The sequence below is a fragment of the Virgibacillus necropolis genome, assembly GCF_044793635.1.
In the GTDB taxonomy this organism is placed as follows: Bacteria; Bacillota; Bacilli; order Bacillales; family Amphibacillaceae; genus Virgibacillus_F; species Virgibacillus_F necropolis_A.
The window spans coordinates 3,026,743-3,049,536 of sequence record NZ_CP084992.1 but is presented as its reverse complement, the minus strand read 5'-3'; the positions used below and the strand labels follow the sequence as shown (position 1 = coordinate 3,049,536).

Genomic DNA, 22,794 nt, shown 5'->3' with positions numbered 1-22,794 from the left:
TCCTATTTGCGGATGAGTTTATTTATTCCTTTTTCTTTTCATACCGATATACAATTGGCTGTAATAAAAAAATACAGGAAATAATCCACCCTATAATGAGAGCCCAAGAATCTTGAAGCACGATTAAAGGAATGATACAAACGAATGCAAAAGCTATTTTAGAAACATTTGTAGGCTTTAGATGAACGTTACAATTTGGGCAGACTACATCATTAAAGCTACCCTCTTTCATTAAATAATAAAATGAGAACGGTTTATTGCAATTTTTACAACTTTTCGCGAACACAAGAAACACCTCATAGATCTTTTTCCTCATGATACCATACTTTTTAACTTACAATTCCCTTGATAGTTGTTAAAATCTCTTTGAGTTCTGCATTTTTCCCAGATTGTTCTAGCGTAAACCATGATATCCCTGGAATAAATATAAAGAAGCAAACTGTTACCAACACTATCGTCCATTTTGGAAAAGCTGCAGGATCCCTAATCACAACACCAAGGATTAAAGAAATCACGGCAGTAAAGACGCCGATTATAAAAGGTGATGGAAAGCTTATTTTGGTGATGTCGTCTATATAAGTAATAAGAGAGTCAACCTTAACAATTAATAGCTTCTTTTCCAGCATATTTAATTTACCTAATTCCCTATCCAGTAAAGGCAAATCTCTATAGAAAGACAAACTGTAATTCTTATTATTGGGACTCTGGTTTTCATTGGTTGTCTTTGTAACATAGTTTTGAAACCTTAAAAGAAATGCTTCAGTTTCAGGTTCCTTTAGAATCGTACTAAATTCATTAGTAATCCTGCTAGATTCCATACTAAAACAACTCCAAAATAGTTTTTTATGCGGAATATCCAACATAGTCTATTCTATTAGAGTTTAAGTGATTAAATTCCAATCTAGTTAAATTAACCGCATAAAAAGATAGCGGATTTACTTTCTTATACCAAAAGCAGAAAAAAACCGCCTATATATTAGACGGTTTCTTCTCTATTTTATAGAAACAACCCTACTACTGTTGCTGATAAAATTGATGCAAGTGTCGCACCAATAAGTAACTTCATACCAAAACCGGATACTTGAATCGCTTTCTTGTTATCAATAGCTTGTACTGTACCAGCGATAATTCCAATCGAGGAAAAGTTCGCGAAGCTTGTTAGGAATACAGTTACAATACCAATTGTTTTTTCTGACATTTGATCTAAGATTTGTTGGAATTCAAGCATGGCAACGAACTCATTGGTTACAATTTTCGTACCCATTATTCCTCCCGCTTCGATTACTTCACTTGGTGCAATACCCATCAATAAACCTATTGGAGCAAGTATATAACCAAGAATTTCTTGTAATGTAAGGCCGGAAAATGCAAATTGTATAATCCAGTTCACAAGCTCGAGCGACGCAATAAACGCAACAAGCATTGCAGCTACAATTAGTGCAATTTTACCACCATCAAGTGCACCATTACCCATAGCTTCAAAGATACTTTTGTCATTCGTAACATCTTTAATATCGACATGGTCTTCTTCTTTCGGTACTTTAACAGGTGCAATTACAGATGAAATCATTAGTGCACTAAACATGTTTAACGGTAACGCTATTAGAACATACTGCTCAGGCAAAATCTGTAAATATGCACCTACAATTGATGCTGATACAGATCCCATTGCTGACGCACTTACAATGTACAGTCGATTTTTGTCCAAATGGTGAAACTGTGACTTAATTGCGAGTAGCGCTTCGGATTGTCCGAAAAAGATACTGTTTACCGCATTAAAGGATTCAACCTTTGGTAAACCTGTTATCTTTGAGATAAATCCACCTATATACTTAATGATTGGTGGAAGGATTCTTAAATACGTTAGAACTGATAAAATCGTAGAGAAAAAGATAATAAGTAATAACACATCAAAAAAGAAGATTGTTCCACCTTCCGCACGTGCTACTCCACCTAAAATAAAGTTGATCCCCACTGTACCAAATTCAATTAACTTTTCAAATGCCGCTGAAATTGAGGTTATGATGGTTTGTCCAATTTCAGTGTTAAACATAAACCAGGTAATCAAAATTTGTGCAGCTAACATAACAGCGATGCCTCGGTAATTTATAATCTTCCTATCATTCGACATCAAAAATGCTAGGCCGAGGACAACTATGATTGCTAAAATTCCGAGAAGAATATCCACGGATGTAGCCTCCCTTTATATATTTTCTATAGAATTGTAAATGCTTACAATAAGTTTTTCCATTAGTGATTTTAACAGGTTGTCAGACGTCATGCAAGTTATAGATTTTTCTAATTTTTCACCTTACTTAGTAGTACCCTTTTTTCACGACTTTAATTATACAAAAAATAGACCTCAGCAAATGGATAAATGCCGAGGTCTATTTTTTGTATAGCTTATTTGTCTTGCTGCGGCTCCTAGCGGCTTGCAAATAGGTAGTCCTGATGAATGTGCGTATAGTTCGACGCACTTTCACATTCCTATCTATTTGTACGCTCCTAAGCAGTCGCCTTCGCTTTTCTTTGTCTAGCTACGGCTCCTAGAAGCTGTTGTCATAAGTAATGAACTCTTCGAATGCGAAACCCTTGCATTCTACGGTTCCTTTCTTATGCGTCCGCTTCTGAACAGTCGCCTTCGCTTTTCTTTTAATGTGCTGGGAAGAAAATCATTTGTAGGACGAAAATAATTCCGAATAAATACAGAATCCAGTGGACATCCTTCCCTTTTCCACTGATTAATTTTAATAATGGATAGGTGATAAATCCAATCGATATACCCGTTGCTATACTTGATGTTAGTGGCATGGTTAGTATGATTGCAAATGCTGGAAATGCTTCATCGAAGGATCTCCAGTTAATACGCGCCAAACCTTCCATCATAAAGCTCCCAACAATGATTAGGACAGGTGCAGTCATCGCTGGTAAATCAGCTATGGCTCCAATTATTGGTGAGAAAAAGATCGATAATGCAAATAATATTGCTACAATAAGAGATGTTAGTCCGGTACGACCACCTTCTGTTACACCTGCAGTTGACTCGATATATGCAGATGATGGGCTTGTCCCAAACATAGAACCGACCGTTGTAGCTGTTGCATCGGCGAGTAATGCTGATTTTGCTCGTGGCAATTTTCCATCCTTCATAAACCCTGCCTGCTCTGCTACCCCAATCATGGTCCCAGTAGTATCGAAAATAGTAACTAATAAAAATGCAAAAATAACGGTATAAAGACTGTTCGCAAACACTCCACCAATATTCATGTCAAAAAATACTGGAGCTGGTGGTGCAGACACATAATCCACAATATCGAGTTGCCCAGTAAAATACCCGATAATACCAGTTATCAGCATTCCAATAAATAATGCACCTTTTATGTTTCTAGCCATTAATATCAGCGTAATGAACAATCCTGCTAACGTTAACAATGTCATTGGTTGATGTAAATCACCAAAAGCAACCATGGTAGCTTCGTTCGGCACCACAATTCCAGACATTTTCAGTCCTAGAAAAGCAATAAACAACCCAATTCCTGATGTAATCCCGAACTTTAAGGAAGGTGGTATTGCTTCAATTAATGTTTCGCGTAGCTGTGTTAAGCTTAATAAAATAAAAATAATACCCGCGATAAATACGGTACCTAAAACGACTTGATATGAGTAACCTTGTGATGCAACGACACTTGCAAAATATGCATTCATCCCCATTCCGGGTGCAATCGCAATTGGATAGTTCGAGAAAAATGCCATGAATAACGTTCCGACAACAGCAGAAATAACAGTCGCCATGAATACCTGATCAAAAGGTATTCCTGTTGACGAGAGTATTGCTGGATTTACTACCACTATGTATACCATTGTGAGGAAAGTAGTAAACCCTGCCACAACCTCTGTTCGGATATCTGTATTATTTTGTTTGAGTTTAAAGAGTTTATTCATTATATACACCTTACTTTCCGAATGAATTAATCAACATATACTATAATATTCGTTTTTAGCTATTTACGCAATAGATTTAGTCGAATTTATTCGTGAAATTATGATGAAATTAATCGTACAGAAATTTAAGTACATGCTAAAATAAAACAAAAAGGAGGGTGGCAATTATGGGGGGAGATATGGCTTTAGTATTAACTGAACTACGAAAGATAAACGATAGATTTATACTATTAGAGGAATACCGCTAGTATTGACCCTTTTCCCCGATTGATTTGCAAACTAATTAACCCCCACAATATGATTTCCACTTTATCTCTTACACTACGGGCAAATTAAACCGAATGTAAATAAAAAAACTCGTCATGGTATGGAAACCATAACGAGTTTTAGTTTTAATTATTATCCTTCTAACAACAAGTCATATGGATCTTCAAGTAATTGTTTGATTCGTACTAAGAATTGTACAGCTTCTTTTCCGTCAACAATACGGTGATCATAAGATAGTGCGAGATACATCATTGGGCGAACTTCGATTGAATCATCTGGCATTACCATTGCGCGTTTAATGATGTTATGCATACCTAGAATACCAACCTGTGGTGCATTTAGGATTGGTGTAGATAGCATGGAACCGAATGTTCCACCATTTGTAATGGTGAATGTTCCGCCTTGTAAGTCATTCATTTGCAACTCTTTGTTCTTCGCCTTTTTACCTAAGTTACTGATTTCGCGCTCTACACCTGCAAAATCTAAACGATCTGCATCACGAACAACTGGAACTACTAGTCCATCATCTGTTGAAACGGCGATTCCAATATCATAGAACTTTTTCATTACTAATTCATTGCCTTGAATTTCTGCATTAATCAATGGGAAGTCTTTCAATGCGGCAACTACTGCTTTGGTGAAGAATGACATAAATCCTAGTTTTACATCATGTTTCTTCACAAAGTTATCTTTACGTTCGCTACGAAGTTTCATAACTGATGTCATATCCACTTCATTAAAAGTAGTTAGCATTGCTGACTCATGTTGTACTTCAACAAGACGTTTAGCAATTGTTTGACGACGACGGGACATTTTAATTCGTTCAACTGGCTTATCAAATTCTGTTTTCTCAGCACTCTTCGCTGATTCCTTCTTAGCTGGTTTTTCTTCTTTTTTATCAGAAGAACCCTTCGCTGCAGCATCCACATCTTCTGGACGAATACGGCCAAGCGGATCGCGTGCGCTAACTGCACTTAAATCAATACCAAGCTCACGTGCACGTTTTCTCGCTGCAGGAGATGCAATAACGTCTTGCTTGCTATCTTCTGATTTTTCTTCTTTTTTCGGAGATTCTTTTGGTTCTTCTTTAGAAGGTTCCACTTTTTTCTCTTCTTTAGGTTCTTCTTTTGGCGCTTCTTGCTCAGAAGATTCGCCACCAGCTTCACCATTTTCATCTACTTTAGCGATTACGTCCCCAACTTCAACATCGTCGCCCTCTTCACTTACGATTTCTACAATGACACCTGCATGATCAGAGTTGACTTCCACGTTTACTTTATCCGTTTCAAGTTCTACAACGGGGTCGCCTTTTTCAATCTTATCGCCTTTTTTAACTAACCATTCGGCAATAGTTCCTTCTGTAATTGATTCTGCAAGCTCTGGAATTTTAATATCTTTCACTGGAATCTCCTCCTTCTAACGGTTGTATCGCTTTTTGTACAAGTTGATTTTGTTCTGTTTTATGAACGTTAGGTATACCAACTGCTGGTGATGATCGTCTCGGGCGACCAATATAACGTAGTGATTGACCATCTTGGAGAAGATCTCTTAGATAATCATCAACGAAGTCCCAGCAACCCATGTTTTCCGGCTCTTCTTGTACCCAAACAATTTCCTCTAAACTTGGTAATTCTTTTATTACTTTTTCCAGTTCCTTTTTAGGGAATGGATAAATCTGCTCTAGACGTAATGCGTGTAACCAATCGAATTTTTCTTCCGAATTCTCAATGGCTTCTTCAATATCCACCATTACTTTACCACTACCAATTAATAATCGTTTAGCGTTTTTCTTGCTAACTTTTAAATTTGGCTGTTGACGTAAAGGTTGGAATTTACCTTCCGAGAATTCCTTCGCCTCTGATGCAACACGTTGATTACGTAACAAGCTTTTTGGTGTCATTAAAATAAGTGGTCTAGCTTCTTCACGAGCACGCATTGCTGCTTGACGACGAATTAAATGGAAAAATTGTGCAGATGATGTCACATTCGCAACAATCCAGTTATTCTCTGCTCCAAGCTGTAGGAAACGTTCCAGACGTGCACTTGAGTGTTCTGGACCCTGACCTTCATAGCCATGAGGGAGAAGCATAATCATATTGGACTTTTCGCCCCATTTTGCACGGCTCGCTGAAATAAACTGATCAAAAATCACCTGACCAGCATTTGCGAAATCACCAAATTGCGCTTCCCAAAGTACTAAGGTGTTTGGCGAATGTACACTATAACCATACTCAAAACCTAATACTCCAGCCTCCGACAATGGGCTATTACGAATATCAAACGAAGCATTTACACCTTCAAGTCCATGCATCGAACAATATTTTTCATTAGTTTTAATGTCATGTAAAACGACATGACGATGTGCAAAAGTACCACGCTCAGAATCTTGACCAGCAAGTCGAATTGGAATACCATCATTCAATATTGACGCATATGCCAACGCCTCTCCGGCACCCCAGTCAGCCTTGTTTCCTTCTTCTAAAACTTTTTCACGACGCTTTAAGATTTTTTCAAGCTTTCTAAATCCGTTAAATCCTTCTGGACGATTTAACAAACCTTTATTCAGTGCTTTCAATGTATCTAATGGGACCGCTGTTTCAAATTGATCTAGACCATTCTTTAACTCTTGAGGCATACCCTGCGCTACAGCTTCACCAGTATCGTTTTCTTTCATACTGTCGTAAATTTTGCGCAAACCATCCTGAACCCTGTCAGTAATTTTCTTAAATCCTTCTTCATCAATCGTACCTTTTTCTTGCAATGCGTTAGCAAAAACATTTGCTGCTGTTGGATGTTTATCAATATCCTGATAAAGAAGTGGTTGGGTTGTTCTCGGCTCATCCATTTCGTTATGTCCATAACGACGATATCCAACTAAGTCAATTAGGAAATCTTTATGGAATTTTTGACGATAATCATAGGCAATCTGGATTGCTGAAACACACGCAATCGGATCATCAGCATTTACATGGATGATAGGAATTTCATAGCCTTTCGCCAAATCACTTGCATAACGGGTTGAGCGCCCATCCTCTTGATTAGTTGTATATCCAACAAGGTTGTTTGCAATGATATGAAGCGTGCCTCCAGTTTTATAACCTGAAAGACCACTAAGATTTAATGATTCGGCAACTACACCTTCACCAATAAAAGCTGCATCCCCATGAATAACTAAAGGAAATGCTTTATTCATATCCTGTTTCGGATAACCAGATGCAGAACGATCATCCTGTGCAGCACGTGCAAATCCTTCCACAACAGGATTTACAAATTCTAGATGGGATGGATTATGTGCCAAAGTAATTCGTGTTGTTGTTTCATCGTCATCTTTAACATCTTTCGTTGCTCCGAAGTGATATTTCACATCACCAGTCCACCCATAATTAATACCTGTTGAACCCTCTGATGGAATCAACTCTTTATCCGGTGAGTGATGGAATTCAGAAAAGATCTTATCATAAGGTTTTCCTAGTACATGTGCAAGCACACTTAAACGACCACGGTGAGCCATTCCCATCATTATATGTTCAATTTTGTCGGCTGTCGCATACTTAACAATTCGATCGAGCATTGGGACCATTGCCTCAAGACCCTCAATTGAAAAGCGCTTTTGCCCAACAAATGTTTTTTGCAGAAATCCTTCGAAACCTTCAACATGTGCAAGACGCTCTAGCAGCTGTGTTTTCTCTTCGTCAGAAAGCGACATGCGAGCATTTCCCGCTTCAATTAGTTCCATTAACCATTTGCGTTCTTCATCATTGTTCACATGGTCAAATTCATAAGTAATTGTTCCTGAATAATATTTCTTCAGTTTCGCAACTACATCATAGCCATTTTCAACACCACTTGGTGCATCCTCCCATAGCCAATTTGCAGGAATATTTTTTAAATCATTTTCATCTAATCCATACGCTTCAGGATTAACCAGGTCGGTTTCCCGTTCTTTCTTAAGTCCTACTGGGTAAATATCAGCTTCCAAATGCCCATAACGACGAATAGCCTCAACAAGTTTCATAGCTGAGGTCAGTTTCTTTACATCATTTATGGAAGTAGATGTCGATACTCCTTGAGCTTCAACATTATCTGGATGCATCCATTTAGGGGCGCCATGCTGTTCAAAAACTTCTTTCAAAGATGGATCTACTGACTCTGGATCCTCTTTAAACAAGTCATATTGCTCTTCCACATACCCTATGTTTGGACCATAAAATTTTTCCCAGAATCTTTCATGAGATTCTTCATTCTGTGCCACGTCTTATACCCCCATTAGAAGTTAACTTTCTCCGTTAACAAACGGCTTTTCATATATCAGTATTCATTATAGAACTGTCATACGACTTCATCAACTAATATACCCTATTTCATGACGATAAACAACAAGAAAAGCGTAGCGGGCTTGCTCAGCGGTGAAATGCGTAAGCAAAAGACCGTAGAGCACATGGTCTTTGTGCCCGGAGTGTCTTTTTGCTTACGTCACGAACCGCTAGCCCGCGAAGCTAGACAAGAAAAGCGCAGGCGACTGTTCAGCGGTGTACAAATAGATAGGAATGTGAAGGTACGGTGAACTCTCCGTACATTTATCAGGACTAACTATTTGCTAACCGCTAGGAGCCGCAGCTAGACAAGAAAAGCGCAGGTGCCTGTTTCGTCTATTGCATACTTTGGGACAATTCGGCTAAAATAATAATCAATGGTTCACATTTTAAAATTAATAAGCTATAATTAAGACATTCAAATGAAATTTTAATGCTTACATATAGAATTAAAGGAGGCCAACAAGTATGACAATGGACTTAGCCTTATTATTAGGAGTTGCCATCACATTTGTCGTTTCTTGCTTTACTGCAGGACATGATGCGAAACCAGGAGTAGCTAGAAAAGGTCAATAAAACTACCGTCATGTACTCACATGACGGCTTTTTTATAGTTTAGGAAACTATAGATTTAGAGGGCATGGACAACTGATTTGCATAAACAGCCACGTCCAGCTCCAGCGCCCATTGCCTAGTGCCCTTCCGGCACCTCCTTACGATAAGTCAACATCGAATCGCTTACGCTCTTCGTGTTTCCTTTATCTCAAGGAAGAAGGATGTTCGATTAAAACCGCCACTTGAGTGGCAACATCGAACTACCCACGTTGCGTGGGCACAGGCCATACGGCAATAACCGGGCGCTTGCGCTTTTGTTCTGAATAGAATTATTGTTATAACTTCAACCTGAACTACGTCAGACTCGGATACCCTTGCTGTCTAAGTGCCTCATATATAATGATTGCAGCGGTATTTGCTAAATTCAACGAACGGACTTTACCCGTCATATGAATACGTAAGCATTGATCCTCTTTTCCTTCTAATAAATGCTTTGGAATACCATTAGACTCCCGACCAAACACGAAAAACAATTCTTCATCAACATTACTGTAATCAAAATCGGTGTAATGCTTGGTTCCAAAATTTTCGATATAAAAATAATCACCATTTGGATATGTATCATAAAATTCATCAATCGATTCATATTCACGAATATCAACGTGCTTCCAATAGTCCAGACCTGCTCGTTTCAACATTTTGTCTTCTGTTGAAAAACCAAGCGGATGGATTAAGTGCAGGGTTGTGTTTGTTGCCAAGCAGGTCCTGGCTATATTACCTGTATTTGCAGGAATTTCTGGTTGAAATAATACGACATGTAAACTCACAATTCATTCTCCTTCTAAATTAATAACCACATCATTATACCATCACTCACCAATTCGGAAAAACTTATATACTATATTTGGTGTATAAGCAGTAGAATCCTCGTAAGACCAATATCGATTCCTGCTGTTAGAAGTGTGCGCATTTACCAGCGGTTCTCCGTTTCCATCCATTGCCACAACAATCGTGTTATGATTCCACTTGCCATCTCCTTCAAAGTCATAGCAAATTACATCTCCTGGAATAAGATCAGTTGCCGCTTCCATTTCTTTACCTTTAAGCCCAGAGGTCGAACCACTTAAATGCCATCTAAGGGAATGAGCCACAGCCCAACTAAAACTCCAGCTTGACGCACTATACCACCATCCATTGCCACGATTAGGCGCTCCTGTCATAGGTGCTCCCCCTGCACGTAAACACTGCGATACATAATTGGTGCAGTCCACATCAAATTTTCGATAGGCAGGATTGTAGCTGTTCCACCACCTGTTTGCATACTTTACTGCAGTAAGACGGTCATAACTAAATCGACTATTATCCATGTCCCGCTCAACCAGTTCAGCCTTAGCATTTGCTGTATTTTGCTCTGAGTCTACCCTAACTTCTTTATGATTTCTAATGGATCCGTTCTCCAATTGAAACTGATATGGAATATATTGTTCTTCTAAGTAAAAGTTATCCGCTTGCTTCATTAACATTTTTAGATGCAGGACATAACCGATTTGCTGTTTATTTCCGTGACGTAACTCCTGATAAAGGTGTCCCTCACCTTGGATCCGCACAATAGATACATTTCTTTTTTCACAAAGCAATTTTTTTCTTGTCCACCAATTATCTTCATGACGTTCTGTTTGAAAAAAATCCTCCCAATACGCTACCAATTTGTCCAAAAAAAACCCCTCCCCATATTAGTTTATGGGATAGGGCTTGATTAAATTGATAAAAGAATTCCCCCAGCGATAAAAAGTGGAACCGCAGCGATTCCTGAATTGAACAAAACGCGATGTCTCATTTGTCGATCTTCCTTGGATTCGGTAGCTAAATTTGCTCTCATTTGATCACCATCAACAAACGCACCACTTACCAAGCTTCCTATAACTAAGAAAATAATAGCAATACCAAGCGAGATCGATCCTATAAAACGAGTATACTCGGTAAAATAACCTGCAAGAAAAAGGATTGCTGCAAAACTGAAACTGTAAACAAATGATTTTTTCATTTGATTAGCTCCCTCAAATAATTTTTCTATAGTAATTATTATACGTGAAATTATTTAAAAAGTTTCAACTACTCCCTTTTCATGCGCTAATAAAAACTCCTTTTTATCCAGACCACCATTGTAACCGACCATTTACCCGCTCGCCCCAATAACTCGGTGGCATGGCACTATGATGGAAAATGGGTTTTTATTAACAGCTCCACCAACCGCTCGTACTGCTTTTGGCTTACCAATTGCAACAGCGATATCTTTATATGATTTTGTATCACCATATGAAATCGTTTCGAACAATGCTTGCCAAACCTTTTGCTGAAAGGGAGTTCCATGAAATTCAAACTCTACAGTAAAGGCTTGGTTCTGTTCATCAAAATATGCCTGCAGCTCCTTTTTGGCTATCGCAACATTTTTAGGAGAATGAACAAATGTAACATCCCCAAAAAAACGAGCAATCCACTTATTCATCTGATCACTTCTTTTATCCATTCCACCATATTCAATTCGTACAAGTTTTTCCCCATTGCTTAACAGCGTAAGCGTTCCAACTGGTGAATCCATTTCATCATAATATAGATGTACTCGTTCCATCATTTTACTCCCCCATCTATCTAGCGGAAACCTCTTGTTGAAAATCTAACCCTTTTTGCATCTCATATCGAACCTGTTCATCTTTTTCTGTTTCCATAGCACGTTCAATTGCAGCGAAAGCTTCAGCTGTTCCGATTTTTCCAAGTGACCATGCCGCTGTTCCTCTGATTACAGGACGCGGGTCATTCTGCATCACTTGGACCACTTCACTTACTGCCGTCACATCCTTGTAGTGTGCAAGACCAATTAATGCGTTTCGCTGTAGCGGCTTCTTCCCACGCCATGATCCAGCAATGTGACCAAACGTTTCCTTAAATTCCCGATTTGAAATACGAAGCATCGGTTGTAGCTTAGGCTTCGCAATTTCAGGTTCAGGCTCAGTTTCCGGATGAATATGAAAATCAATCTTTTTATTCTTGGGACAAACCACCTGACATGTATCACAGCCATACACACGGTTTCCGATTTTGGTTCGAAATTCATCAGGTAAGTAATCCTTTGTTTGCGTAAGGAACGCAATACACCGTTGAGCATTTAGCTGACCACCCTGAATAAGTGCACCTGTTGGGCAGGCATCCAAGCATTTCGTACACTCCCCACAACTATCATCCACAGGTGAATCAGGTACAAATGGAATATTTGTAATTAATTCGCCAAGATAAACAAACGATCCAAATTCCGGTGTGATAATGGATGTATTTTTCCCGCTGAAGCCAATTCCTGCCCGTTCTGCAACGGCACGGTCAGATAATTCACCTGTATCTACCATCAGCTTATCTTTTACTTCAGGAACCTTTTCCCTGATAAATTCAGTTAATTTTTCTAAACGATCACGTAAAATCACATGGTAATCTGTTCCCCAGGAAGCCCGGCAAAAGATACCTCGACGTTCTTCTTTCGTGCTCTTTGGTGCATTTTCCATTCGTGACGGGTAAGCAATTGCGATGGAAATAATCGATTGCGCTTCTGGCAACAAACGCCCAGGTTCTGTTCGGTCCTCAACTGATCCCTTTTCAAAACCAGAATAATAGGATAGCTCTTGTTGCCGTTTGAGACGTTCCTTTAGCTCACTGAAAACATCGGCAGAGGCAAAACCGATTTTATCAATACCAATCTTTTTACTATAGTCAATGATTTCCTGCTTTAATTTTTCATGATTCATATTGTTGCCTCCTCACTTTTACTAGTTTCGTTGTTGATTTACCCTTAAAGTTCGCATCCTGTTTAATACAGCTGCAATTTCAAAGGGACGCGGACGTGCAAGATCACCAGGATGTTGGTCTGAATGGGCTGTGAATGATGCAAGTCCTTTATGTTGTATTTGATCGTTAATTTTTTCGAGTAGCATGTTCAATGTTTGTTGCTTCTTAAGTTCGTTCGTTTTATCTAAATACATAATAATTTCAGCAATCATACGTGTTTGGGAAGAATCCACTAATTGTTCTGTTTGTGGAAATGTTATTTCTGTTTTTCCCATTAGAATAGTCGTTAACCCTTTTGCTTGAACCTTAGCGCGTTTTCCTTTTGTTGTTTGTAAGCTTGCGTTCTCAATTTGACGATGTACAATTTCCCCAAAGTCCATATCATCCGTTACAGTTCGCGCGGCCGGGTATTGACTAGCAATCTCATTAGCCTTGTCAGTGACGTTCTTTGGAATATATTCTTCCATCATTATAACATCATCCGCAACATCAAAATAGTCACCAGAACCTCCCATTACAATAACCGTCGATACTGTAAATTGATCATACAGCTGTTTCACTTTATCAATAAATGGCGTAATTGGCTCTTGCTCTCTTTTGACAAGCTGCTGCATCCGATGATCACGAATCATGAAATTGGTTGCGCTTGTATCTTCATCAATTAGTAATGTCGTTGCTCCAACCTCTAACGCTTCCATCACATTCGCAGCCTGTGAGGTGCTCCCACTTGCATTTTCTGTTGTGAAAAATTCAGTACTCTGTTTGTGCGGCAGATTCGCGATGAATGGTGAAATGTTGACTCCCGTTATCCCACGACCATCCTCCGCACGAATTTTCACTGCTTTTGGGTCAGTTAATACATATTCCCGTCCATCATCCTTAGTATGGTTATACACACCACGTTCCATTGCTTCTAACAATGTACTTTTGCCGTGGTAACCACCACCGACAATCAAAGTAATTCCTCTTTTAATTGCCATTCCTTTTAAAGGGGATTTTTGGTGCGGAATCTGGATTTCGACTTCATTTTGGGATGGGCTTTGAAAAGGAATTGCCTGGTTAAGCGGACGATCACTAACCCCACTGGATCGAGGTAAAATCGCTTTATTTGCTATAAATGCAATCCAATTATTTTCGTGCATTTTTTCCCGAATAACTTGTTGCTGATCTGCTAGCATTGTCGCTTGTTCAATATCTTGATCAGATATCGTGAAAATGGATTTATTAATAATGGTCGGAATGGCTTGTTTAAATAACTTTTCCGCTTCCCTGCCATTTATGCGACGTCCATTTGCAGGCAAACCAATGGATAGGCAAATTGTAATGGATTTAGCGGATAGCGAAACAGCGCTTCGTTCTATAACTTCTTGTTTTGGTGTATCAAATTGAACCAGTCCACTCTTACCTGTTCCTTTGATGAAAACTGAATTCTGGTAAACTGCTTGCCCAACTGCACGGGCAATACAATCTTCAGTAGCTGTTTTCCTGTGATACGTTGATAGCCAAGCTTTGTTTATCATGCGTTCCCCAGTCGGCACTACAACACGAATTTTTGAAGGAGTAGCAAATGGATCACCTTGTACATAATCTATAAATAAATCAAAGTTATTAAATTTATATTGTCCTTGTATATTTTTATATGCTTTATAACCTTTTCCATCGATTGAACGAAGGTTCTGAAATAATTTTTCCATGATACACCATCCTTTGTGTTTAGCATACTTGGTGAGAAAATTGAGTTCAAGTATTGAGACATAGAGGTTTTTGCAAATTAAAAAACGCAACGCTTCGTAAGTTGACTTACGAAACACTGCGTTAAGACATATGTATGGAGCGGGTAGGGGGAATCGAACCCCCATCATCAGCTTGGAAGGCTGAGGTTTTACCACTAAACTATACCCGCAAAATTTGTCGGCTTTTTTAATAGCACGTTTTTTATTATAGCAATTTTGATTCGATCAATCAAGAGGAAATTTTAAATCATGAAATAATTACCATAATTACTCGAAATATTGATCATTTACAATGCTACATGTTAGCGATAAGATAGACTTATGTTTGACGGGGAGGCGAAGAAATGTCTGTATATCCAATCATTTTGTCACAGACTAAATTTACACATCGGGATACTTTGAATTATCCTTTTGAAGAACGCGCCATGCAATTTGGTGACGGTGTTTATGAAGTAGTTCGTATTTATAATGGTAATTATTATTTAATCAATGAACATATTGATCGATTATTTCGTTCAGCGGAAGCGGTGAAAATTACACTTCCATTTTCGAAAGAAGAACTTAGCAATCTATTAAAAAATTTGCTAATAAAAAATTCTGTCACAACCGATGCAAAACTTTATTTACAAGTATCCCGTGGCTCAGCTCCACGTGATCATGTATTTCCAATTGACACTGAAGCCAATGTATATGGCTATATTCAAGATCAAGTCCGTAATGTCACCGGATTACAGAACGGTGTAAAAACAATTACACAACGCGATATTCGCTGGGAGTATTGCTCTATAAAAAGTTTAAATTTGCTACCAAATGTTTTAGCAAAACAAACTGCAAGTGAACATGGCGCATACGAAGCTATTTTGCATAAGGATGGAGTTGTTACCGAGTGCAGTTCCTCTAACGTTTACTTGGTAAAAGATGGTATGATTCACACTTATCCAACAACTAAAAGAATATTGCATGGTTGCGTACGGATGCGAATTGAAAAGTTTGTCAAGGATTTGGACATTTCATTTAATGAAGACGGTTTTTCAGTTGAAGACATTGCGATTGCTGATGAAATGTTTTTAACAAGCAGCACCTCTGAAGTACTTCCAATTGTTACTGTGGATGATACAGAGATTGGTAACGGTGAACCTGGGCCAATAACTCGGAAACTGCAAAGCGCATATGAAAAGGATGCAAATATTATACACAATAAACTAGAACAAACGACATAAAATTATTAAATCCTCTTATTACACATGATAAGAGGATTTTTTATTTACATACCTAACTGAAAATTGTGTTATAATACCTTTCTTACTAAAAGGAGGTTACTATGAAGAAAATTGTTATTCTTGGTGGGAGCGGCGCTGGAAAGTCTACACTCGCAAAGAAATTGGGATCATTATTAAACATACCAGTCTATCATTTAGACTCTATCTTTTGGCAACCTGGGTGGAAGTCAATAGAAAAGTCAGAACTAATTAACGAACAAAAGGCTATTTTACAAAATGAATCCTGGATTATTGATGGGAATTATAGTGCCTCGATGGAAATTCGCCTACGTGAAGCAGATACTGTTATTTTTCTTCATTATAAAACGACCCGGTGTTTGTATGGAGTCATCAAGCGCCGAATCCAATACCACAATAAAACACGACCCGATATGGGAGAAGGTTGTCCTGAGAAATTAGATGCAGAGTTTCTGCAATGGGTCTATCAATTTAATAAAAAGAAGGCTCCAGTTATTCGTGAAAAAATAAATAACCTACAAAATACAACCATCCACACTTTTAAAAACCCAAAAGAAACAGAACAATTTTTAGTTAAATTTTCATAAAATTCTACCATTCCATTTGATTCGCAATACGAACTAGTTTAGACTAAATGAAACTTTCCAAAGTATTGAACTAAAATAGGGGGAAATTTTTCATGGCGACTAACAAACGAGCATTAACTGCGGAAGATATAAAAAGGTTGGAAACCTACAGTGATCCACAACACACACCAAACGGTGATACATACACATTTGTTTCAACAACAATAAGTAAGGAAAACAAGTATCAATCCCAATTATATGTACAAAAGTTAACTGAAAACGAACCAAGACAGTGGACATTTGATGATTCAAAAAATAGTAATCCACGTTTTTCTTCTGATGGAAGTATGATTGTATTTCAGTCAAACAGAAGCGGATTAACCCAACTATGGTTAGCAAACACTGATGGCGGCGAGGCACGCCAGCTTACAAATTTTAAAAATGGAGCTTCAAACCCAGAATGGTCAAAGGATGGAAATTGTATCCTTTTCAGTGCTGAATTGGAACAAGGTGATGATGTTGCTAATCAATGCGAACAATCTAAAGACGAGCGGAAACAGGATAAAGAAAATAAAGCTAAAAAAGCAGTTGTGATCAATCGCTTGAAGTATAAGTCTGATGGCGTTGGTTTTCGCGACGAAAAGCGAACCCAAATTGTTCGATATGACTTGCGAGATGAATCGTTTACACAACTTACGGAAGGCGATGCTGATTACGCGTTCATGGACATCTCCCCTAATGGGAACCTTATTCTTTTTTCAGCAAACGTTGATGACGATGAAGACTACAGCTTAACCGATGACCTGTATACATTAGACATAACAACAAATGAAATAATAAAAATAACCGACGGAAAAGGTTCCTATGGCAGTGCTTCCTTCTCACAAAATGGTGAGAAGATTGCTTGTTTGGGCCATGATTATGCGTACAAAACTGCTACACAAGATCAATTGTATGTGTTTGATATCGCTACTAAAGAAAGAACATGTCTTAGTGAATCGATTGACATGCAGCCTGATAATGTCATGATTGGTGACACCCTTATGGGACAATCAACAACAGGTCCTGTTTGGTCAAAGGAGGACGACAAACTATATTTCATTGCGAGTGATCATGGTGCGACCGGACTTTATCAAGCAGACTTAAATGGTGAAATTAGCGTTTTATATAAAGATAGTAATCATGTATTTGGATTTTCTTATCATACCGAGACAGATAAATTTATTGTCGGGATTAGTACGCCAACAAATCCATGTAATTTTTACCAGTTACATGATGGTGAACTATCTCGTTTAACAAATGCAAATGCCAATTTGTTAGATAAGGTAACATTATCTCAACCAGAAACAATAACCGTTGAAGCGGAAGATGGTTGGGAAATTCAAGGTTGGTTGTTACATCCATATGGATTTGAAGAAGATAAAAAATACCCGTTTGTTCTTGAAATTCACGGTGGTCCACACGCTATGTACGGGCAAACGTATTTCCATGAACTGCAGCTACTTGCTGCAAAGGGATATGTCGTTCTGTATACCAATCCACGCGGTAGCGATGGGTACGGGCAAGAGTTCGTTACTGCCTGTCGCGAGGATTACGGCGGAAAAGATTACACCGATTTAATGATCGCAGTCGATTATGCGTTAGAAAACTACACTTTTATCGATAAAGACCGACTTGGTGTAACTGGTGGAAGCTATGGTGGCTTCATGACCAACTGGATTGTTGGCCATACCAATCGCTTTAAAGCAGCTGTTACGCAACGATCGATTGCTAACTGGCTTAGCTTTTATGGGGTAAGTGATATTGGATACTTTTTCACCGAATGGGAATTAGGAAAAAATCTATTAGATGACCCTACAAAACTATGGGACTTTTCACCATTGAAGTATGCGAAACAAATTGAAACGCCATTACTAATCGTCCATGGCGAACAGGATTTACGCTGTCCAATTGAGCAGGGTGAGCAATTATTCGTCACACTTAAGCAATTGAAAAAAGAAGTTGAATTTGTTCGTTTCCCTGATGCGAGCCACGACCTAAGTCGAAACGGAGATCCATTGATGCGAATCGAGCGATTGAACCATATTTGCCGTTGGTTTGATAAATACTTATAAACTGAAACCTCAATTCAGTGGGGGATTATTGCCCGCCAAACTGCAATAAACTTAAATGGCTGGCACTTCATTTGTCAGCTTCTTTAAGTTTTAGAATGGCGAAAGCCTTAGTTGCACTTAAGCAGTAAGAAAGGATTTATACTTTCATAACTGCTAAAAAAATAAGCAACCCATTCTAAGGCTGCTTACTTCACATATCTATCCAAGAAATCATTTAATTTTTTAACATATGCTTCTTTCTCAACCACAAATCCTTCTCCATGACCGGCATTTTCAATCGTCATGATTTCAGCTGGACTTGCTGTATTTTCATATAATTCATGCACCATTTCTGTTGGCACAAATGTATCCGCACTACCATGATAATACAGAATTGGAATATCTGTCTTTTGAACCTGCTTTAATGCAGATGCCTCTTCAAATGAGTATCCAGCCTTCATTTCCGTAACAACACTAGTACTTGTTAAAAATGGAAACTTCGGCAAGTGATACATCCGATTCATTTGATAGGCAAATAAATCTTCAACACTAGTATACGCACTATCTGCAATAATGGCTTCTACATTGTCAGGTAGATCTTCCCCACTCGACATTAATACAGTTGCTGCGCCCATAGATACACCATGGAGTACGACTTTAGAATCTTCGCCTAACTTTTCCATTACAAGATTGACCCATTTTACGTAATCCAACCGGTCATGCCAACCAAATCCTATATAATCGCCTTCACTTTGTCCGTGGCCACGCGCATCAGGCATCAATATATTATAGCCAAGCTTTTCATAATAATATTTGCCGTAAAGCCCCATATCAAGACCATTTCCTAAATAACCATGTGCTAGAATAACAGTTTTATTTGTTGGTTCCTTAGCAGGCAAAAAATATCCGTTCAACTGCAGATTATCGAAAGATGTCATCTCCCACCGTTCGAATTCCTGTTTATCTACCCACGTCCGCCAGTCACCCTCGGTGAAAACTTCCATGGCTTCAGCTGAAACTTCTAAATCATCATTTCCTTGCAAAAAGTCTTTTGTATTTCGTTCAATTGCTAGATTATAAAAATAAAAACTGGCAACAATATCTATAATTAATAGAATACTAAGTATTCCTATTACTAGTTTCAGGCCCTTTTTTTTCTTCACAAAGATCCCCCTTCTTTATGATGTTACTTCCATTATACAGTAAATTTACGCTTATTTCTGCCTTTTAGAGCTGGTATTTCTTTACACATTAAGAACGAGCAACATCCTGTTGCCCGTTCACTCTTCAGTTTATAATCCTAATTTTTCCTTCACTTCTTTAATTTGTAATGTGTGTCGTTTTTCATGGTATGCAACAAAAGGAATCCATTGCTTCAGGCTCATTTGACCAAATAATGGATGCGGAAAACCTTTTGCTTCCAATTGCTTTTCATCCGCAGTTTCTGCCACTTTCGCTAATCCTTGATGTGTAGCGGTTAGTTTCAATTTCAGTTCATCCAATGTTGCAAAATCATCATTTGGAATTGCAAAATCCGGAGCAGTTACCTTTGTTGCACGATTTGTTGAAGCTTCAATCGGCTTTGGCTCAGCATTTACCACTTCACCATTTTCCAATTGATCGATGATACTTTTCGTAATCGCACCCTCCATTAAAAATAAATGTTCCATAACCTGTTTGACTGACCATTGACCTTCAGCAGGTTTTTTATTAAACGCTTCATCAGATAATCCATTTACTTCGTTAAATAATTCAGCACGTGCCTCTTCATTTATTTGCATAATATCTCCCCCTTATTAATGAGCTGCCTCCATTTTATCAATCAAGACCAGTGTAATAAAATAAAAGACCTCATTGGAGAAATCGTTAAACATGCCTCTTCTCCATCAAATGAATTCCAATGCCTGTCATGACTACACCCATTAACAATAAAATACTGATTGGATAAAGAACCTCCCCCAGTGAATATCCATAAACAGCTACACCGTTTAAGGCTTCCATACCATATGTGATTGGGTCAAATTTTGAAAGGGCCAGCATGAATTTTGATCCAACCACTTCAAGTGGCCAATATGCACCACCAATCATTGCCATACTAACTGCAAGAATGGGAATTACCGCATTGAACTGTTGGACGGTTTTGACTAACCCAGTAATTAAAATCGACATTGCAACGATGGCAAATACGTATGGAATGATGAGAATTAATGATTCTACAAAGTTCCCATTAAAATCAACACCGACCAAATAACGGAATACAAGAAAAACAATAGCAATTTGTAAATATCCAGTTATAAAACTATAAATCAAATTGGCTACATACATTTCCCACTTTTTCACCGGTGATAATATGATACGATCCCAGACACCATCCTTTTTTTCCACCAAAATATGAAATACATTATAGGCAATTGTGTAGATTACAAAAAACAACGTAAATCCAAACAAAGAATGAAATGTGTTATCTACAATAACCGTATCTGATCCACGAAAGTTTTCCGCTTGAATAGTAAAAGGCGGATTCTCCTGGGAGTTTTGGAGGTCTTCTCTTAATTTCGTTTTTTCATGAACTGTATTAGCATTTGCATCCTCATATATTAGTTCATATTGTTCCTTCTTCATATAAGCCTCTTGCACGGTCTGTCTAACTAAACTAACGTTTTGTGAATCAATTCCAACCAAAACCTTGAAATTACTCTCATATAAAGCTAAACCAAATTCTGATTTTCCATTAGCTATCTTTTGTTTCATTTCATCTTTTGTCAACGTTTGAAAGTTATATACCTCAGATTCTTCAAGCATATCCCAAACAATTGAGTCTTGAACCTTATCATTTGCTACGTATACGGGAACATTAATGACATTAGAAGTAGTTCCTCCTAAAATAAAGGCAAAACCAATTGACATCAAAGTTGTCATGATAAATGTCCATGGACTTCGGAAAAATAACCTAATCTTCGCTAATAAGATGCCAATCATAATGTGTACCCCCTTTTTGGAAAACTGAATCCAGCAATCACGACCAAAAGAAATGCAAACAAAGCTAAGAAAAAGAATTGATCGAGTATCGCTGAAATACCATCCCCGCGTAAAAGGGTTAAATATGCCGTCATCCCCGCTCCATTCGGTGTTAAGTTTCCAATGAACTGTATCGTTTTAGAAAAGTCACCAATAGGAAAGAAACTGCCACCTAAGAAAGCAATGATTGAAACTACAATAGATGAAAAGTAGTTCGTAATGACTTCCGAGTTGATGCGGTAACTTATAGCCGTTAACAGTACTGCTAACCCACCTACTTCTATGGCTAATCCAAACGTAACGACTAGGAATCCTAACAAATTCGGCCATGTAATTCCAAAGAATAACCAGGTAATCCCATATACAATTAATAGGTGCAAGAAACCGAAGATCACACCAGATAAAAATATACCCGTGAAATATACCCATCTTGATACATTTGCTAGAATGATCCGATTAAATACATGAATTTTTTTCTCCTGAAAGGCAAATGACCCAATCATAGAAGCGACAAATAATACGTTCATTACAGCCATACCTACTGCATAGTATTTTTGTGCAGAAACAGGCTGTTTCTGATTGATGGACGTCGTTTGACCAGATACTGCTTTAGAATCAACCTCAATAGCATCCATAGATATATTGTTTTTTCCTGCAAAACTCACCAATGCAAGTTGCTCCTGGAACTGTTCCAATATGCTCCCTACTACCATTGATCCAACCTGTTTGCCTTCATTTTTATATACCTGTAATTCGCCAGGTTCACCATCGGACAGAATGCTATTATGAAGTGTGTTGTAAGTGAAATTTGCCGGAACTTCAATAACAGCCGCATAGGAGTCATTATTGATTACCTCATCTTTTTCAGATGGTTCAATGGTTTCCAACGTAATTATTTCCGTAAGACCATCATTTCCAAACACATCTTCTTTTAATGTCTTAATCAATTTATATTGTTCTGCATTCTCCTTTATTGCAGTTTTCACTTCAATAGGTAGCATACTTTTCTCAACATCCCGGATGAACCTTCCCACTTGTTCTTCTTCAGATCCATGCTCAATTAACGCTACCTTAGCATCGATCGAAACAGTTCCACCACTCATTAAACCGCCAAGCGAAGCACCTAAAATAGTAATTAATATAATTGGTAAACCAACCAATAACAGTAGTAACTGAGGGTTACGTAAAAAGATAAGCGCCTGCTTCTTTACAATTTGACCTATCATGTAAATCCCTCC

At 38.2% G+C, this 22,794-nt stretch carries 18 protein-coding genes and 1 tRNA gene; 3 read left to right on the top strand and 16 right to left on the bottom strand.

Annotation, left to right across the window (positions count from 1 at the left end):
* Positions 1-329: 329 nt before the first annotated feature.
* The 12 genes from LG329_RS14910 to LG329_RS14855 form a co-directional block, all read right to left on the bottom strand.
* A complete protein-coding gene (locus LG329_RS14910; RefSeq protein ID WP_404451609.1) occupies positions 330-818 on the bottom strand; it encodes a hypothetical protein in 489 nt (162 codons plus the stop codon).
* Positions 819-997: 179 nt separating this feature from the next.
* Positions 998-2,188, bottom strand: coding sequence for a NupC/NupG family nucleoside CNT transporter (locus LG329_RS14905; protein ID WP_404451608.1), 1,191 nt, complete (start codon positions 2,186-2,188; stop codon positions 998-1,000).
* A 464-nt stretch (positions 2,189-2,652) separates the two neighbouring features.
* Positions 2,653-3,942 carry an NCS2 family permease gene (locus tag LG329_RS14900; protein WP_404451607.1) on the bottom strand — a complete coding sequence of 430 codons (1,290 nt, stop codon included), beginning with the start codon at positions 3,940-3,942 and terminating at the stop codon, positions 2,653-2,655.
* A gap of 399 nt (positions 3,943-4,341) precedes the next feature.
* Positions 4,342-5,610 carry a 2-oxoglutarate dehydrogenase complex dihydrolipoyllysine-residue succinyltransferase gene (gene odhB, locus LG329_RS14895; protein ID WP_404451606.1) on the bottom strand — a complete coding sequence of 423 codons (1,269 nt, stop codon included), beginning with the start codon at positions 5,608-5,610 and terminating at the stop codon, positions 4,342-4,344.
* The gene (locus LG329_RS14890; protein ID WP_404451605.1) at positions 5,597-8,461 is read right to left on the bottom strand and encodes a 2-oxoglutarate dehydrogenase E1 component; all 2,865 of its coding nucleotides are present in this window, start codon (positions 8,459-8,461) and stop codon (positions 5,597-5,599) included. The genes odhB and LG329_RS14890 overlap by 14 nt, the downstream gene beginning before the upstream one ends.
* A gap of 969 nt (positions 8,462-9,430) precedes the next feature.
* Positions 9,431-9,904: a tRNA (uridine(34)/cytosine(34)/5-carboxymethylaminomethyluridine(34)-2'-O)-methyltransferase TrmL gene (gene trmL / locus LG329_RS14885; protein ID WP_404451604.1), complete on the bottom strand. Its 474-nt coding sequence runs from the start codon at positions 9,902-9,904 to the stop codon at positions 9,431-9,433.
* 42 nt (positions 9,905-9,946) lie between these two features.
* Positions 9,947-10,792, bottom strand: a complete 846-nt coding sequence (locus LG329_RS14880; RefSeq protein ID WP_404451603.1) for an amidase domain-containing protein — start codon at positions 10,790-10,792, stop codon at positions 9,947-9,949.
* A 41-nt stretch (positions 10,793-10,833) separates the two neighbouring features.
* Complete coding sequence (locus LG329_RS14875) at positions 10,834-11,121, bottom strand: DUF5316 family protein (RefSeq protein WP_404451602.1); 288 nt, start codon at positions 11,119-11,121, stop codon at positions 10,834-10,836.
* Positions 11,122-11,253: 132 nt separating this feature from the next.
* Positions 11,254-11,709: a methylated-DNA--[protein]-cysteine S-methyltransferase gene (locus LG329_RS14870; protein ID WP_404451601.1), complete on the bottom strand. Its 456-nt coding sequence runs from the start codon at positions 11,707-11,709 to the stop codon at positions 11,254-11,256.
* Between the two features lie 13 nt (positions 11,710-11,722).
* Positions 11,723-12,868, bottom strand: a complete 1,146-nt coding sequence (queG, locus tag LG329_RS14865; protein WP_404451600.1) for a tRNA epoxyqueuosine(34) reductase QueG — start codon at positions 12,866-12,868, stop codon at positions 11,723-11,725.
* A gap of 21 nt (positions 12,869-12,889) precedes the next feature.
* Positions 12,890-14,602: an ABC-ATPase domain-containing protein gene (locus LG329_RS14860; protein WP_404451599.1), complete on the bottom strand. Its 1,713-nt coding sequence runs from the start codon at positions 14,600-14,602 to the stop codon at positions 12,890-12,892.
* Positions 14,603-14,737: 135 nt separating this feature from the next.
* Positions 14,738-14,811: transfer RNA gene (locus LG329_RS14855), tRNA-Gly, on the bottom strand.
* A gap of 174 nt (positions 14,812-14,985) precedes the next feature.
* On the opposite strand from LG329_RS14855, the gene dat reads away from it, so the two are divergent.
* The 3 genes from dat (at position 14,986) to LG329_RS14840 (ending at position 18,559) form a co-directional block, all read left to right on the top strand.
* A complete protein-coding gene (gene dat / locus LG329_RS14850; RefSeq protein WP_404451598.1) occupies positions 14,986-15,861 on the top strand; it encodes a D-amino-acid transaminase in 876 nt (291 codons plus the stop codon).
* Between the two features lie 101 nt (positions 15,862-15,962).
* On the top strand, positions 15,963-16,466 hold the full coding sequence (locus LG329_RS14845; protein ID WP_404451597.1) for a DNA topology modulation protein: 504 nt from the start codon (positions 15,963-15,965) through the stop codon (positions 16,464-16,466).
* Positions 16,467-16,558: 92 nt separating this feature from the next.
* Positions 16,559-18,559: a S9 family peptidase gene (locus LG329_RS14840; protein ID WP_404451596.1), complete on the top strand. Its 2,001-nt coding sequence runs from the start codon at positions 16,559-16,561 to the stop codon at positions 18,557-18,559.
* A 185-nt stretch (positions 18,560-18,744) separates the two neighbouring features.
* On the opposite strand, the gene LG329_RS14835 is transcribed toward LG329_RS14840, so the two are convergent.
* From LG329_RS14835 to LG329_RS14820, 4 genes are all read right to left on the bottom strand, one after another.
* Positions 18,745-19,701: an alpha/beta hydrolase gene (locus LG329_RS14835; RefSeq protein ID WP_404451595.1), complete on the bottom strand. Its 957-nt coding sequence runs from the start codon at positions 19,699-19,701 to the stop codon at positions 18,745-18,747.
* Positions 19,702-19,830: 129 nt separating this feature from the next.
* Positions 19,831-20,319: a DinB family protein gene (locus LG329_RS14830; protein ID WP_404451593.1), complete on the bottom strand. Its 489-nt coding sequence runs from the start codon at positions 20,317-20,319 to the stop codon at positions 19,831-19,833.
* An 85-nt stretch (positions 20,320-20,404) separates the two neighbouring features.
* A complete protein-coding gene (locus LG329_RS14825; RefSeq protein WP_404451592.1) occupies positions 20,405-21,517 on the bottom strand; it encodes an ABC transporter permease in 1,113 nt (370 codons plus the stop codon).
* Complete coding sequence (locus LG329_RS14820) at positions 21,514-22,782, bottom strand: ABC transporter permease (RefSeq protein ID WP_404451591.1); 1,269 nt, start codon at positions 22,780-22,782, stop codon at positions 21,514-21,516. The genes LG329_RS14825 and LG329_RS14820 overlap by 4 nt, the downstream gene beginning before the upstream one ends.
* Positions 22,783-22,794 lie beyond the last annotated feature (12 nt).

Coding starts and splice junctions, on each gene's coding strand:
- LG329_RS14910 (WP_404451609.1), bottom strand. CDS start 818: ATGGAATCTAGCAGGATTACTAATGAATTTAGTACGATTCTAAAGGAA.
- LG329_RS14900 (WP_404451607.1), bottom strand. CDS start 3,942: ATGAATAAACTCTTTAAACTCAAACAAAATAATACAGATATCCGAACA.
- LG329_RS14875 (WP_404451602.1), bottom strand. CDS start 11,121: ATGAAAAAATCATTTGTTTACAGTTTCAGTTTTGCAGCAATCCTTTTT.
- LG329_RS14870 (WP_404451601.1), bottom strand. CDS start 11,709: ATGATGGAACGAGTACATCTATATTATGATGAAATGGATTCACCAGTT.
- queG (WP_404451600.1), bottom strand. CDS start 12,868: ATGAATCATGAAAAATTAAAGCAGGAAATCATTGACTATAGTAAAAAG.
- LG329_RS14860 (WP_404451599.1), bottom strand. CDS start 14,602: ATGGAAAAATTATTTCAGAACCTTCGTTCAATCGATGGAAAAGGTTAT.
- dat (WP_404451598.1), top strand. CDS start 14,986: ATGTCTGTATATCCAATCATTTTGTCACAGACTAAATTTACACATCGG.
- LG329_RS14845 (WP_404451597.1), top strand. CDS start 15,963: ATGAAGAAAATTGTTATTCTTGGTGGGAGCGGCGCTGGAAAGTCTACA.
- LG329_RS14840 (WP_404451596.1), top strand. CDS start 16,559: ATGGCGACTAACAAACGAGCATTAACTGCGGAAGATATAAAAAGGTTG.
- LG329_RS14830 (WP_404451593.1), bottom strand. CDS start 20,319: ATGCAAATAAATGAAGAGGCACGTGCTGAATTATTTAACGAAGTAAAT.
- LG329_RS14825 (WP_404451592.1), bottom strand. CDS start 21,517: ATGATTGGCATCTTATTAGCGAAGATTAGGTTATTTTTCCGAAGTCCA.
- LG329_RS14820 (WP_404451591.1), bottom strand. CDS start 22,782: ATGATAGGTCAAATTGTAAAGAAGCAGGCGCTTATCTTTTTACGTAAC.